At 64.9% G+C, this 13,434-nt stretch carries 13 protein-coding genes; 5 read left to right on the top strand and 8 right to left on the bottom strand.

Translation table 11 applies throughout. The annotated features are described in order from the left end of the window. Nucleotides 1–54: 54 nt before the first annotated feature. From ACVW16_RS13715 to ACVW16_RS13705, 3 genes are all read right to left on the bottom strand, one after another. Nucleotides 55–894: a WecB/TagA/CpsF family glycosyltransferase gene (locus ACVW16_RS13715; protein ID WP_456737232.1), complete on the bottom strand. Its 840-nt coding sequence runs from the start codon at nt 892–894 to the stop codon at nt 55–57. Then, the gene (locus ACVW16_RS13710; RefSeq protein WP_456738830.1) at nt 887–3,178 is read right to left on the bottom strand and encodes a GumC family protein; all 2,292 of its coding nucleotides are present in this window, start codon (nt 3,176–3,178) and stop codon (nt 887–889) included. The genes ACVW16_RS13715 and ACVW16_RS13710 overlap by 8 nt, the downstream gene beginning before the upstream one ends. A 296-nt stretch (nt 3,179–3,474) precedes the next feature. Beyond that, nucleotides 3,475–4,257, bottom strand: a complete 783-nt coding sequence (locus ACVW16_RS13705) for a class I SAM-dependent methyltransferase (RefSeq protein ID WP_456737234.1) — start codon at nt 4,255–4,257, stop codon at nt 3,475–3,477. Nucleotides 4,258–4,642: 385 nt separating this feature from the next. Here ACVW16_RS13705 and ACVW16_RS13700 point away from each other — a divergent pair, with 385 nt between their 5' ends. Then, a complete protein-coding gene (locus ACVW16_RS13700; RefSeq protein ID WP_456699723.1) occupies nt 4,643–5,671 on the top strand; it encodes a glycosyltransferase family 2 protein in 1,029 nt (342 codons plus the stop codon). A gap of 17 nt (nt 5,672–5,688) precedes the next feature. On the opposite strand, the gene ACVW16_RS13695 is transcribed toward ACVW16_RS13700, so the two are convergent. Next, on the bottom strand, nt 5,689–6,609 hold the full coding sequence (locus ACVW16_RS13695) for a glycosyltransferase (protein WP_456705089.1): 921 nt from the start codon (nt 6,607–6,609) through the stop codon (nt 5,689–5,691). Between the two features lie 281 nt (nt 6,610–6,890). Here ACVW16_RS13695 and ACVW16_RS13690 point away from each other — a divergent pair, with 281 nt between their 5' ends. Both ACVW16_RS13690 and ACVW16_RS13685 read left to right on the top strand, forming a co-directional pair. Continuing rightward, the gene (locus ACVW16_RS13690) at nt 6,891–7,967 is read left to right on the top strand and encodes a glycosyltransferase (RefSeq protein ID WP_456737235.1); all 1,077 of its coding nucleotides are present in this window, start codon (nt 6,891–6,893) and stop codon (nt 7,965–7,967) included. A 102-nt stretch (nt 7,968–8,069) separates the two neighbouring features. Next, a complete protein-coding gene (locus tag ACVW16_RS13685; RefSeq protein ID WP_456802367.1) occupies nt 8,070–9,215 on the top strand; it encodes a GNAT family N-acetyltransferase in 1,146 nt (381 codons plus the stop codon). 42 nt (nt 9,216–9,257) lie between these two features. Here ACVW16_RS13685 and wrbA read toward each other — a convergent pair whose 3' ends face one another. From wrbA to ACVW16_RS13670, 3 genes are read right to left on the bottom strand one after another with little or no spacing between them, the layout of a single operon-like run. Then, complete coding sequence (gene wrbA / locus ACVW16_RS13680) at nt 9,258–9,857, bottom strand: NAD(P)H:quinone oxidoreductase (RefSeq protein WP_456737237.1); 600 nt, start codon at nt 9,855–9,857, stop codon at nt 9,258–9,260. 43 nt (nt 9,858–9,900) lie between these two features. Continuing rightward, the gene (locus ACVW16_RS13675) at nt 9,901–10,599 is read right to left on the bottom strand and encodes a pirin family protein (protein ID WP_456738829.1); all 699 of its coding nucleotides are present in this window, start codon (nt 10,597–10,599) and stop codon (nt 9,901–9,903) included. 33 nt (nt 10,600–10,632) lie between these two features. Continuing rightward, on the bottom strand, nt 10,633–11,385 hold the full coding sequence (locus ACVW16_RS13670) for an SDR family NAD(P)-dependent oxidoreductase (RefSeq protein WP_456699718.1): 753 nt from the start codon (nt 11,383–11,385) through the stop codon (nt 10,633–10,635). 117 nt (nt 11,386–11,502) lie between these two features. On the opposite strand from ACVW16_RS13670, the gene ACVW16_RS13665 reads away from it, so the two are divergent. After that, entirely contained in the window at nt 11,503–12,438 is a 936-nt protein-coding gene (locus ACVW16_RS13665) for a LysR family transcriptional regulator (RefSeq protein ID WP_456699717.1), read from the top strand. A 106-nt stretch (nt 12,439–12,544) separates the two neighbouring features. Here the strand turns inward: ACVW16_RS13665 and ACVW16_RS13660 are convergent, their stop codons facing one another. Continuing rightward, on the bottom strand, nt 12,545–12,802 hold the full coding sequence (locus ACVW16_RS13660; protein ID WP_456699716.1) for a hypothetical protein: 258 nt from the start codon (nt 12,800–12,802) through the stop codon (nt 12,545–12,547). A 274-nt stretch (nt 12,803–13,076) separates the two neighbouring features. Between ACVW16_RS13660 and ACVW16_RS13655 the strand changes: the two genes are divergently transcribed. Continuing rightward, complete coding sequence (locus ACVW16_RS13655) at nt 13,077–13,430, top strand: hypothetical protein (protein ID WP_456699715.1); 354 nt, start codon at nt 13,077–13,079, stop codon at nt 13,428–13,430. The last annotated feature ends 4 nt before the right edge of the window (nt 13,431–13,434 follow it).

Below are 13,434 nucleotides of genomic sequence, written 5' to 3'. Positions count from 1 at the left end.
GCTTGGCGCAATTTGAGGGGTCCGCCCTCTGTTGCCGGGCCCAGGCAGTGCGGATCACCGTGGCGGGATGTCTTTTGTCGGCTCTTGTCGGCGATTGAGAGGCCGATTGCGGCTGAACAGAAGATAGATGGCGCGTGGGTTGGTGGTCAAATAGCGCCAGAACAAGCGGCGTGGCTCGAGCCAGGTGCGCCAGGCCCATTCGAGCCCGAGCCTCTGCATCCATTGCGGCGCGCGGGAGCGGCTACCCGAGAGGAAGTTGAACAGGCCGCCTGACGTCTTGATGACACCGACATTGGTCAGCAGCGGCGTGTATGCCTCGACGAAAGCCTGCTCGTTGGGTACGCCGAGCGCGACCCACAGGAAGTCCGGTGCGAGCGCGTTGATCTCTTCGACCTTGGCTTGCAGCGCATCGCCACGAAGGTAGCCGTGGCTGAACCCGACGATCTTCAGTTTCGGATAAAGGTTCTGGACTCGCCTGACCGCCGCGGCGTTCTCTTCCTCGCTGGCGCCGAGCATGTAGAAGCTGCGACCGGCAATCTCCGCCTTGCGCGCGACGACATGGAACAGGTCCGTGGTGGCAACGCGCTCGGGGAGCGGAAACCAGGACTGCAGCTTCGAGGCAGCCACCAGCGGTTGGCCGTCGGCATTGATCAGGTCGGCGGCACGGAACAGGCGCTCGGTCTGCGGCTCTGTCGAGCAGCGCGCCAGCACTTCGCCGTTGGCCGAGGTCAGGTACAGCGGACGGCCGATGCGGTGACGCGGATCGGTCGCCTCGATCATGAAGTCGGCGGTTGCTTCCAGGTCGAGTGCGGCCATGCGGAGGCCGCCGACGGTGATCCGTGGAACGTTGGCGGTCGCGGCCCGACCTTCAAGGTTGACGCGGCGCTCAAGCATATTGTTTGCCTCGCTGGCGCGTTTGAACAGCGGGGAGAAGTTCGTCGAGCACGACGCCGACGAGCTTGCGCTGGCCGTCGCCGAGTGCGGCCAGGATCTCTTCCATGCCGTCATTGATGTCGAGGCTGGTCGGCAGCACCGCCACCACCGCATCGGCGCTATCGAGCAGTTTCCGGCCGGCAGCCGAGAGCGGCATCGCGGGGCCGTCGAGAATGATGAGGTCATGACCGCCGGTCGCGCGCGCCTGTGCGATCGACCTGCGGATGGCGTCAGCGGCCTTTTCTGCATCGCTTTCGGTTGCCGGCAGCACGGAAATGCCATTCGCGGTCTTGACCTCGCGCGCGGCCTTGTTGCCAATCGACAGCCAGCCGACCTTGCCTGGTTCGGCCTTGGCCGGGCGGCTGACCTTGTTCGAAAGCGCGTGAGCCTGATGATCGGCGTCGATCATCAGCACGCGGCTACCGTCGCGCGCGGCCGCGAGCGCGAAATTCAGTGCGGTCACGCTACGCCCCGCCGTCTGGCTGGTCCCGATCAGTGCGACCGCCGGCATTGGCTTGCTGCCGGCACGGCGCGCTATCGCCGCTCGCATGTCGCGCAACGCGTTGAGCAGCGTCGTCAGCGGAAACCCCGGGCGCAATGTCGGCCAGCCGATTCGGGTCAGATCGACGCCGCTGCCGGTGGCGAGAATGGCGCCGAGTGTGCGGATCACGTCGGCCTCCTGGAGGCGGGCGATCAGCGGTTTCTCGACCAGGGACACCGCCGGCGGAGGCGCGGCGGATTCGTCCTGGGGCTTCGGAACGTCCGGCGCAGGCGTACGCTCACGGCGGCCGGGTTCCGGGGCGGTCGCGCCGTTGAACAGATGCTCGGCCGCGACGAACCAGGAGGCTGCGGCAAGCGCACCGAAAATGAAGCCGATCATCGCGAACAGGCTCATCGCCGGCGGGAACGAGCGGCGTTGCGGGACCGTGGCTTCGCCGATGACGCGGGCGGCAGAGGTGTTCAGCGTCTCCTGCTCCTCGGTTTCGCGTGAGCGCTTGAGGAAGGATTGGTAGACGTCGCGGCTGGCGTCGGCCTCGCGCTCGAGCTCGCGCAGGCGCACGGCGGCCTGGCTGAGCTGCACGCTCTGGCGCTTCTGCGCTTCCAGAGCGCGGTTGAGCGAGGCCTCGTAGTCCCGGGCGCGGGTCAGGTCATTCTTGGCGGACAGCGCGAAGCGGTCGATCTCTTCGTTGATGGTGCGCTTGAGATCCTCGACCTGCTTTTCGGTCTGGCGCAGGGCCGGATGGCGCGGGCCGAGCTCGGCAGTCTGCTCCGCATATTTCTTGCGGGCATCGGCATATTGCGCGCGCAAGTTTGCGATTGTCGGCGATTGCAGTGCTTCGGGGATCGCACCTGCGTCCGCGGCGGTCCGCTTGTTTGCCTCGATCTGGTCCAGGCGTGCCTGGGCGTCCATCGTCGCGGCGCGGGCGGCCGAGAGCCGCTGGTTGCTGGAGGAGAGCTGCTGATCGCTGATCAACGCATCCTGGGTGCCCACGAAATTGTTCTGGGCCTTGTAGGTGGCAAGCGCGGTCTCGGCATTGCGCAGCCGTTCGCGCAGCTCCTTCAGCCGGCCCGACAACTCGCTGGTGGCGCGCCGCGCCGCAACGGCCTGCGAGTTGCGCGATTCCGTCAGGTAGGTGTTGGTCAGAGTATTGGCGAGCATCGCCGCCTTGGCTGGATCGATCGACCAGACCTCGACGTCGACGATGAAGCTCTTGTCGGTCTTGCGGATCGTGATGTGCTTGTTCAGCGCATCGAGGGCCGCGAGCTGCACTTCTTTGGCTTCAGCGGCCGAGGGCGGACGGAGCTGCAGGCCGATCAGGCCGAGCAGGGACGAGCCCAGGGTCTTGCCGTCCCCGCCGCCGAATTCCGGATCCTTGTCGAGAGCCGCCTGCTGGACGACCTGCAACAGCACGCTGTTGGAGGTGATCAGGCGCGCCTGGCTCTCCACCAGCATGGACATGCCGGAGACGTCCTGCGCGCGGGGCGTGAGCTCGCGATCGACGAGCTGGAGTTCGCGCGGGTCGACATAAAGCTGGGCGGTCGCGGTGTAGCGGGGCGTCAGGCTCTTGCCGACGGTGACGGCGAGGCACGCGCCGATCAGCGCTGCAGAGGCAATCGCGATCTTGCGCCGCCACAGCAGGCCGGCGAGCTCCAGCACGCCGAAGCTGGCCTCGAACTTCCGTTGCGGGGCCTCCGACGTGGTCGGATTCCTGGCCCGATCGATCGGCTGGTTGTAGTCAAGCATCGTCCCCAGCTTTCATTCCAACGCCGCGGGCTGAGGGGTTACCCTTCGCTTTACGCCTCGCACCGGGGATATGGGTGCGCAATCAACGCAACAGGGAAAATTAACCATACTCATTGAGGGACTATTCACCGAAATGGCAAACAAAGCGTTTAAGCGCAGCTCGGCAAATGCCGCGGCGTCGTGACGCTTTGGCGCCGGCGCTCCCGCAGCAATTAACGTTTCGTTACCGCACGTGCCTCGCGGCCGCTGCGCATCCGCCTTGATAGCATCAAAGCCGGCCGGCGCGCGCATCGCCCTCAGCGCTTCCGCAGGATGACGTGATAGTCGCCGCGGCGGACGTCGGTGCCGCGCGGTAGCACGGCATTGATCGCGGCGGCGCTGGCGTCGACGAGAGCGGCGAACAGCGGCGTGCGCCGGCGCATCTCGGGATAGCGCGGGCTCTCGACCTCGCGGCGGTAGATCGTCTCGAGGCCCTGGGCGGCGGCGAACGCCTCGAGCTTCGACAGCGTCACCAGGGGATGGAAGAACGTCGGGAACGGCGCTTGGCCGGGCATTCCGGCCGTCTTGATGCCGCGGATGTTCCGGTAGAACCAGACATGAAACCAGTGAGGCGAGTACTTGGTGACGACGCCGGACAGCGAGCGCGGATTGGGCGCGCCGATCAGCATCATCCCGCCGGGCTTGAGCGCATCGCGGAAGTTCAAAAGCGCCGCCTCCACGTCGGGCAGGTGCTCGATCACGTTGTAGCAGATCACGAGGTCGAAAGTCTCGGAGCCGAAGCGATAGGTCTGCACGTCGCCGAGCATGGCCTCGTCCGCATAGGTGTTGTTGCGGACCTGGTCCTCATCGATATCCACGACGGTGACGTGACTGCGGCCAAGCACGTCCATCGGCAGAAAGCTGGAGGAGCCGCCACCCGCCTCGTAGATGGCCAACCGACCCTGCGGCAGCTCGCGGCGCAGCACGTCGTGCACACCGAGCAGGCTGTCGCGGGCTTCGCCGGCCGCGAGGTCGAGCAGTGCCTGGGTGTGTTCGGGGGCGGTAGCTGTCGCGAGATCGATCGTGGCTGACTTGTTCATGTTCTCTGACCGCGCTTGTTCGACTCAAATTTACAGGAAAAGTCTCTCGTTCCCGAAGAGCAAATCCGATGCCGCGCAGCTTCACCCGTCGCGGTGCTTACGGCCGGGTTAATCGCGCCCTGCGTTAACTACGGCATTGTCCATGTTGCGCCGTTGGCATTGGACTGAAAGTTGCAGTATCAGGCGTGAAGGAATTCGCCGAAAAAGCATGCGAAAGCGGTTAAACGTATGATGGCCTGCTCGATGGCGGTGAGATCGGCGCTGCGGCGCAGATTCAGCAACGAGGCAGGCCATCCATTTCGGGACGCATCTGTCCCGCGCGACCGTGCCGTCGCGGGACAGTGGACGCAGGGCTTTTTCAACATATCTCGGGCATGAGAACGCAATGACGCTGATCCCGACAGATTTGTCCGCCAGCCGGATCTCGGATGCCGTGCGCGATCCCAACCGGGAGATCGCCGCGAGCTCACGCATTCTCGACCTCTCGGTCGGCATCGTCGTCTGCATTCCCTGTTTCCGTCGTCCCGAGCACCTGCGGCTGACGCTGGATTCGCTCGTCAACCAGCGTACGCCGCGCTCCTTCGCGGTGGTGATGGTGGAGAACGATGCGGCAGGGCGCGCGAGCGCTCCGGTTGCCGCCGAATATCTCGCAGCCGGGAAACTCCGGGGCGTCTGCCTGGTCGAGAAGCGGCAAGGCAATTGTCGCGCGATCAACGCGGCGTTCGAGACGGCGCAGGCGCTGTTTCCCGCCGCGACCCGCTTCCTCATGATCGACGACGACGAGATTGCTTCGCCCGATTGGCTCGAGCTGATGGTTCGCACCGCGGAGGCGACCGGCGCCGACGTGGTCGGCGGACCGGTGATGCCTGTGTTCGACGACGATAGTCAGCCCTGGCTCGCGCGCCATCCCGTCTTCTGCCCGGCCTACGACTACACAGGCGCGGTGCCGATGATCTATGGCTGCGGCAATTGCCTGATCACGCGCAGCGCGTTCGAGCGGCTCGGCAGCCCCGCCTTCGATCTGCAATTCAATTTCCTCGGCGGCGGCGATTGCGATTTCTTCAATCGCGGTCGCGACGCCGGCATGGTCTTTCATTGGACGGCGGAAGCCGTCATCAGCGAAACCGTACCGAAGAACCGCACCAATCCCGGCTGGATCGCCAGGCGCGGCCTCCGCATCGGGGTGATCAACTACCGGGTGCGGGCCAAGGCCGCGCAAAGTGTGGCAGCGCGGACGCGCGTCTTTGCCCAGACGTTGGGACGTTTGCCGTTGTCGCTGGTCCGCGCGGCTCGCCTGCTGACGTCAACGAAAGCGGTCGTCGCGATGCACCCGGTGCTGGTGGCCGTCGGATCCGCACTGGCGGGCTTTGGTTACGACCCTAAGCCCTACGAGGCCTCGAAGATCGTCTCCTGACGCGTTTGCGCCGGCGTCTAGATGCCGAAACAGGACAGCGCGATTTTGGCCGCGGCGCGCGGCATCGCCTTCGGCGACCGCCGGCTGACCATGCCGAGATAGGCCGCCGCCTGGCGATATCGTCCGAAGCGCACCGCCTGCGTCGCAGCATAGGTCAGGAGATGGATTTCGGCCGCCTGCCGCAGTCTCGGCGCCGCGCCTGATGGCAGCTTGCGCAGGATCAATTCATCCCCGAAAACGCGCGCGACCGCCGGCAAGAAATCCCGCGGTGTTCGTACCGCGGCGCTCATGGTGTTGGCCGTGTGCAGGCGATAATCGAGCAGGAGCTTTGGTACATAGGCGAACGCGCCTGTTGCGGCGAGGCGGCACCAGCAATGCCAGTCCTCGCAATATCGTAGCGAGACGTCGAAGCCGCCGGTCGCACGAAAGGCCTCGGTGCGTACCAGCATGATGCCGCCATTGACGATGAAATTGCCGCTGGCAAGCCGTTCCAGCACGTTGCCGGACGGCTTGCGGCGTCCCTTCAGGAGGTCGCGCCGGCCGATCGATCGCCCTGCGCTGTCGATCGTGTTGTAGTCGCCATAGACCAGCACCGCCCGTGGCGCGTCTTTCGCCGCGGCCAGCAGTGTCGTCACCGCATCGGGGCGCAGCCGGTCGTCGGCGTCGAGGAACATCAGCCAGCTCCCGCCCGCGCTTTGTGCGCCGCAGTTGCGCGCGGCCGAGACGCCGCTGGCCTGATTTGTGATCAGGCGGAGCCGCGGATCGCGGATGGCATGGACCAGCGCAACGGTGTCGTCGGTCGATCCGTCGTCCACAACGATGATCTCGGTCACGTCGCATTGCGCCAGCGCACTTGCGATGGTCTCGCCGATATAGGTGGCGGCATTCTTCGCGGGGATGACGACGGAAACCGCTGGCGACGTTGCACGCGGCTCCATCACCGCCGGTGCGGCGGTCGGTGCATCGAGCGTGGCGTCGGCGAGGGGCAAGCGATGGCTCGTTGCTTTAATGATCTGTTAACCCGGCTGCCGGCAATCGCAGTCTGAGCTGGAATGGATGATACCCACAATAACGATCAATTCGTTGCTGCAAAGGCTGCCAAGCCGTCGGTTTCGTAGATTAGCGTTAAACCTGTCGCGTTAAAGCTGCCGCAGACCTCGAGAGGAGCGGCAGCCGGTCTCACGAGACAATGCAGGCTTTGCTGCCGCGGATGGATCCAGTGCCCGCAAAGACATTCGACTACGATCCCGACGCCATGATCCTCAACCTGTTCTACGAGGACAAGGATGATCGCTGGTTTCGCGGCGACCGCCATCTGCGGCGCATGGCACGCAAGATGTTGTTCGGCGAACCGCGCATGAGCGGACAGCTGCGCGTGTTCCTCAATCTTTGCGCCGGGCTCGACCGCCTCGGCATCCGCTATCGCGTGAACGACTACGGCTACATCGCGCAGCATCCGGAGGAAGTGGCCTGCATCATCGGCCGCGCCTTCCTGCTCGACAAATTTGCGTGGAAGAACCCGATCCTGCTCGGCGTTGCCGCCTTTAACCATCCGCTCGACGATCCTGACCTGTTCAAGCGGCTTCCCGTCAGGAAATTCCTGGTGCCCGGCCCGTGGTATGCCGAGATGTACCGGCCGCATTGGCCGGCGACGGAAGCCTGGCCCGTCGGCATCGATACCGATTTGTGGGCGCCGTCGCGTCCGCGCGACAAGACCGTCGATGTCCTCGTCTACGACAAGGTCAGCTGGGACCGCGAGCGCTACCTGCCCGAGCTGATCGAGCCGGTCCGCGCCCGGCTCGTCAGGGAGGGCCGCTCGTTCATCGAGCTGCGCTATGGCAGCTACAAGGAGGACCGTTTCCAGGCCGCGCTGGCGCGTTCGCGCGCGATGATCTTCCTGTGCCAGAACGAGAGCCAAGGCATCGCCTATCAGCAGGCGCTGTCCTGCGGTGTGCCGGTGTTCGCCTGGGACCCCGGCGGTCCCTGGCCGGATCCGGATTATTATCCGCACCGGGTCCGGTTCGAGCCGGTGTCGTCGGTACCCTATTGGGACGATCGTTGCGGTCTCAAATTCGTCGACCTTGCCGGCTTCGAGGAGCGGTGGGCGGATTTCTGGGAGGGCTGCACCGCGGGCAAATTCGATCCGCGCAGTTACATCATGGACAACCTCACATTGGAGCAGCGTGCGCTGCAATATTACGAGATCGCGCGGAACGTCGCACGGCAGCAGGTTCCTGCGGCCTCCGGCATGCTGGTTGATGGACGGTTAACGGGGGACGGGTTAGGCGCAGTGTGAGCGTTGCGAAGGTATCGGCTTAACGATAAGCGGCGACGTAACTTGTGGCCTGCGACAAAACATAATCTATCTCGACACGCATTGTAACTGTATGCCCCGCAAATGGCGTTTCTCAGCGTCGAGCAGTTAGACGGTCGGGTGTCGTCCACCACGTCGGGAATCTCAGTCGATTTCTTGCGGGACTGGCGACAGGCCGCGTTGCGCCTCGACGCCGGTCATCGCACTGCATTTCAGCATGCCAGCTGGTTAGGTGCCTGGTACGAGGCGTTTCACGGCGTCGCACCGCTGATCGCTGTCATCACCGACAGGGCGACCGGCAAGGACGTCGCTGTCGTGCCGATGTTCAGCCACGTCAGGCGCGGCATCCGCGTGATCGAGTTTGCCGATCTCGGCGTCTCCGACAACAACGCTCCGATCCTCGCCCGCGACGCAGCCTTCGATTCGGCTGCGGCAAAGGCGATCGGTGCGGCATTCGTCGATGCGTTGCGCGCCTTGCCCGACGGCTTCGACCTCCTGCGATTGAAGAAGATGCCGGCCCATGTCGGCGTGAAGCCGAACCCGCTGGTGTCGCTCGGCCGGCTCGGCTCGTGCTCGCTCAACGGCAATGTCGTGCTGACCGGCGACGACTATGCGGCTTACCAGGCGTCGATCAAGCGCATGCAGATGCCGCGCTGCTGGCGCGTGTTCAACCGCAATGCCGGTGCGCGGTTCGAGATCGCCACCGACCCCGCGCGCGCGCACGAGCTGCTTGACGTGACTGACCTGCAGCAGCAGGCGCGCATGCGGCAGCTCGGCTTGCGGTTCGTCCTCAATGATGAAGCCCATGCCCGCTTCTACCGAGACGTCGCCCGGCGAGGCGTTGCGGAAGGCTATGCGGTGATCTCGGCGCTGGTCTGCGACGAGGGCATCGTCGCCACCGCGTTCGGCGTCAGATATGGCGCGACCTACTTTCTGTTGCGTATCGGCCATGCCGGCAGGCAATGGGCGAATTGCTCGCCGGGGCTGCTCGTCACGGAGCGCACCATGGCGGCCCTGCATGCGCAGGGCGTGCGCCGCTTCGATCTCAGCATCGGCAATCACGACTACAAGCGGCGCTTCGGCGCCGAGCCGGTGCCGCTGACCGATGTCAGCGTTGCATTGTCCTGGCGCGGCCTGCCTTACATGCTGCGCGACCATGCGGCGCAGGGCCTGCGCCGTTATCCGAGGCTTGCGGCCTTTGCCGCAGGGATCATGGGCAAGCTACGCTGAACCGGGCGGCTTTCCCCTGGAGAAAACGCCGCCCGTATCCCATCAACCGTGCAGCTTCTTCGCGGTCTCCGCGATCTGGCGGCCCTGGTAACGCGCGCCGGCGAGCTCGTTGGCGCTGGGTTGGCGGCTGCCGTCGCCGCCGGTGATCGTGGTGGCGCCATAGGGCGCACCGCCGGTGACCTCGTCGAGCCTCATCTGTCCGGCAAACCCGTAATTCATGCCGACGATCACCATGCCGAAATGCAGGAGGTTGGTGATGACGGAGAACAGCGTCGTCTCCTGGCCGCCATGCTGGGTCGCGGTCGATGTGAATGCGCCGCCGACCTTGCCGTGGAGCGCGCCCTTGGCCCAGAGCCCGCCCGCCTGATCCAGGAAATTGGCCATTTGCGAGGCCATGCGGCCGAAGCGCGTGCCGGTGCCGACGATGATGGCGTCGTAGCTGGCGAGGTCCTCGACCTTGGCGACCGGGGCTGCCTGATCCACCTTGTAATGCGAGGCTTTCGCGACTTCGGCCGGCACCAGCTCGGGCACGCGCTTGATGTCGACAGTGGCGCCGGCTTCGCGCGCGCCTTCGGCCACTGCATTGGCCATCGCTTCGATGTGGCCATAGGCCGAATAATAGAGGACGAGAACTTTGGTCATGGTGGTCTCCGTTTGATTGGATGTGATTGCGAGATGTCGGATGTTACGCGGCGTCGACGAGCACGAGCTCGGAATCTTCGAGCGCCGTGATCCTCAGCCGGCCCTCGTCGCGGATTGCGGCGCCGTCGCGGGCGTTGACGCGCACGCCGTTGATTTCGACCGCGCCCGCTGCGGGCACGAGATAAAGGTGCCGCGCCTGGTGCGCGTCGTACTCGGCGCTCTCGCCGGCCTTCAGCGTGGTCGCGAGCACCCGTGCATCGGCGCGGATCGGCAGCGCGTCGGTGTCGCCTGCAATGCCACTCGCGATCGTGACGAGCTTGCCCGAGCGATCGCCCTTCGGGAACGGCTTCGAGCCCCAGGTCGGCTGGCCGCCACGCGCGGTCGGCTCGATCCAGATCTGGAAGATCCGGGTCTTGGTCGGCTCGAGGTTGTATTCGGAGTGGCGGATGCCGCTGCCGGCGCTCATCACCTGCACGTCGCCGGCTTCGGTGCGGCCCTCGTTGCCGAGGCTGTCCTGATGGGTGATCGCGCCTTCGCGCACATAGGTGATGATTTCCATGTTGGCGTGCGGATGGGCCGGAAAGCCGGTGTTCGGCGCGATCTCGTCGTCGTTCCAAACCCGCAGGGCACCGTGACCCATATTGTTCGGGTCATAATGGCTGGCGAAGGAGAAATGATGCTTGGCCTTGAGCCAGCCGTGATCGGCGCCGCCGAGTTTTGCGAAGGGTCTGAGTTCGATCATGGGGATGTTTCCTTGAGTGTAGTGGACTCGGCGTCAGGCGCCAAACCCGCCGTCGACATTGAGGACGGTGCCGGTGACGAAAGAGGCTTCCGGACTTGCAAGGAAGACGACGCCGGCGGCGATCTCTTCCGCAGTCCCGAAGCGTTGCAGCGCGTGCTGCTTGCGCTGCGCGTCGGCAAACTCACCGTCGTCGTCCGGATTCATGTCCGTGTTGATCGAACCCGGCTGCAGCACGTTGACCGTGATGCCGCGCGGTCCGAGGTCGCGCGAAGCGCCCTTGGAGTAACCGACGATCGCAGCCTTGCTTGCCGCGTAATCGGCGAGACCGGGAAACGAGGCGCGTGTGGCAATACCCGAACCGATCGTGACGATGCGGCCGCCTTCACCCATCAGCTTCGAGGCGGCGCGGATCGCGGCGACCACGCCGTGCACGTTGATGTCTTCCTGGCGAGCGAGCGCGGCGGTGTTGGTTGTGGGATCGTCGATCAGTCCACCGACGGCGACGCCGGCATTGTTGACGAGGATGTCCAACCGGCCGAAATCGTTGGCAACACTCCTGACCAGTTGATCGACCTCCTCGGCCGAAGCCTGGTCGGCCTTGTAGGCGCGGGCCTTGACGCCGCGAGCCTTCAGCTCGGCGACGACGGCTTCGGCTTTTTCGGGCGAAGCGACGTAGCTGATGGCGACGTCCGCGCCTTCATCGGCGAGAGCGCGGGCCGAGGCCGCGCCGATGCCGCGCGAGCCGCCGGTGACGAGGGCAACCTTGCCTGAGAGCTTGCTGGTCATTGGACGTCTCCATTCCTGAATTTCTGATGGCCCTTGGATAAGCCTCCGCCTGTGGTATAGAAATAGAAACTGTTGAAACACATTGTTTCCCAAGATAGCCCAAACGGACCCCGCGCCATGGCAAAGCTCCCCGACTTCGAGGCCCTCGCGATCTTCGCAAAAGTGGTGGAATTACGCTCGTTTGCGGGGGCTGCGAGCGAGCTCACGATGTCGAAGGCCACGGTGTCCAAGGCGGTCACGCGGCTGGAGGAGCGGCTCGGCGCCCGGCTGTTCAACCGCACCTCGCGCCGCCTCGCGTTGACCGATGCCGGCCACAAGCTCGCCGATCGCGCCACGCGGCTGCTCGCCGACGGCGAGGCGGCGGAGAACGAGGCCTTGGCGCAGTCGGTGGCGCCGCGCGGCCTGGTGCGGCTCGCGGTGCCCATGACGTTTGGGAACAAAGCCGTGGCGCCACTGCTGCCGGAGTTCTTCAAGGCCTATCCGGAGGTCTCGGTCGATCTGCATTTGAGCGATGCCACCGTCGATCTCATTGGCGAAGGCTTTGACATGGCGGTGCGGATCGCGCGGCTGCCGGACTCGTCCCTGATCGCGCGACGGCTCTTCACCATGCCGCGCTTCACCGTGGCCGCGCCCTCCTATCTGAAGAAGCATGGTCGGCCGACGCATCCGATGCATCTCGCCGGGCACAAGTGCTTCAGCTACGCCTATCTCTCGACGCCGAACGTCTGGCACTACACCAACGCGGCCGGCGAGCAGGCCAGCGTGCGTCCAGGTGGACAGCTTCGCGTCAACAACGGCGAAGCGGTGATGCCCTCGCTCGTCGCCGGCCTCGGCATCGCCGAGCTGCCCGAGTTCATCGTGGGCGATGCGATTTCCTCCGGCGCCGTGGAAGTGATCCTGAAGGATTGGAAGCAGGCCGAAGGGGCCGTGCATCTGGTAACCCCACCCGGCGGCCCGCGCCCCGCGCGCGTCGAAGCACTCGCTGATTTTCTTGCCGCGAACCTGCCGGGCACGTGCAAGCGGAAGCCGAAGAACGGTGCGAAGACCGGATAGGGGCCTCGAAGGACCTCGGCCATTGCGAGGAGCCAAGCGACAAACATCCAGGATCTTCCCACGGACAGATTCTGGATTGCTTCGCCGCGGGACGTCGGTCTTCCAGCTACGGCACTCTCGCGCCATCGATCGCGACAATCCGCAAGCTCGGTTTCATCGTCTGCTCCAGCTGCGACTTCAACGCATGCACGCGCGGATCGGTCGAGCGCGCCGCGCACACCGCGTATTGATGCACCGACTGAGCCAGGGCGCGGCGCGCCTCCGGCGTGCGCGTCAGTTCCGGCGTCGAGAGACGCAGGACGATGGCTGCCAGGTTCACCAGCATCTCGTCCAGCGCGAGGTCGATCGTTGCAAGCTTTCCCATGGCACCTTCCCTCCTCAGAATCCCGGCGGGGCAACGGAGGGTGGCGAGATGCGTTCCGGAGCGGGGCTGATATGGCTAACGTTTCGTGAACATCGCTTTCTGCGGACCACCGCGCTGCTCAGCGACGGCGTGCAGGCGCTCGACTGATTGCGGCGGTCAAGAAGATCGGGTGATGGAATAGGTTCCGGCTCCTTCACATTTTTTTGTGATTCCGAACCTTCCCGCAGTTCATCGTTTAACGACGAATTCGACGGACTCGGGAAGGGATCGAGACATGCGAGCAGAGCGGATTGCGCTGGGTATGGCGCTAGCGATTGGCGGCATCGTCGCGCAGAGCGCAGCATTCGCCGAAGAATATCGCGGAACCATGGAGCAGCAGATGGCCTGCACGCCTGACGTCTGGCGCCTGTGCAGCGCCCAGATTCCGGATGTGAGCCGCATCACCGCCTGCTTGCGGCAAAACACGCCGCTGCTTTCCAGCGGCTGCCGCGCGGTGTTCCAGTCCAACAATCAGGTGCCACCGCAGCAGCTGGTCCCGCGCAACCGTGCTGCACCGCCGCCGCGCTACTACAATGGGCCGCCACCTCAGCAGATGCAGCCGAGCCCGTATGACGATGACGACGATTAGCGCC

The organism is Bradyrhizobium sp. USDA 4474 (genome assembly GCF_054057515.1).
Note: the sequence above shows the minus strand (reverse complement) of the source record. Positions and strands in the feature narration are given on the sequence as shown.

Excerpts from the sequence above, each read along its gene's own strand:
- ACVW16_RS13715 (WP_456737232.1), bottom strand. The coding sequence starts at position 894 with ATGCTTGAGCGCCGCGTCAACCTTGAAGGTCGGGCCGCGACCGCCAAC.
- ACVW16_RS13710 (WP_456738830.1), bottom strand. The coding sequence starts at position 3,178 with ATGCTTGACTACAACCAGCCGATCGATCGGGCCAGGAATCCGACCACG.
- ACVW16_RS13705 (WP_456737234.1), bottom strand. The coding sequence starts at position 4,257 with ATGAACAAGTCAGCCACGATCGATCTCGCGACAGCTACCGCCCCCGAA.
- ACVW16_RS13700 (WP_456699723.1), top strand. The coding sequence starts at position 4,643 with ATGACGCTGATCCCGACAGATTTGTCCGCCAGCCGGATCTCGGATGCC.
- ACVW16_RS13695 (WP_456705089.1), bottom strand. The coding sequence starts at position 6,609 with ATGGAGCCGCGTGCAACGTCGCCAGCGGTTTCCGTCGTCATCCCCGCG.
- ACVW16_RS13685 (WP_456802367.1), top strand. The coding sequence starts at position 8,070 with ATGGCGTTTCTCAGCGTCGAGCAGTTAGACGGTCGGGTGTCGTCCACC.
- wrbA (WP_456737237.1), bottom strand. The coding sequence starts at position 9,857 with ATGACCAAAGTTCTCGTCCTCTATTATTCGGCCTATGGCCACATCGAA.
- ACVW16_RS13675 (WP_456738829.1), bottom strand. The coding sequence starts at position 10,599 with ATGATCGAACTCAGACCCTTCGCAAAACTCGGCGGCGCCGATCACGGC.
- ACVW16_RS13670 (WP_456699718.1), bottom strand. The coding sequence starts at position 11,385 with ATGACCAGCAAGCTCTCAGGCAAGGTTGCCCTCGTCACCGGCGGCTCG.
- ACVW16_RS13665 (WP_456699717.1), top strand. The coding sequence starts at position 11,503 with ATGGCAAAGCTCCCCGACTTCGAGGCCCTCGCGATCTTCGCAAAAGTG.
- ACVW16_RS13660 (WP_456699716.1), bottom strand. The coding sequence starts at position 12,802 with ATGGGAAAGCTTGCAACGATCGACCTCGCGCTGGACGAGATGCTGGTG.
- ACVW16_RS13655 (WP_456699715.1), top strand. The coding sequence starts at position 13,077 with ATGCGAGCAGAGCGGATTGCGCTGGGTATGGCGCTAGCGATTGGCGGC.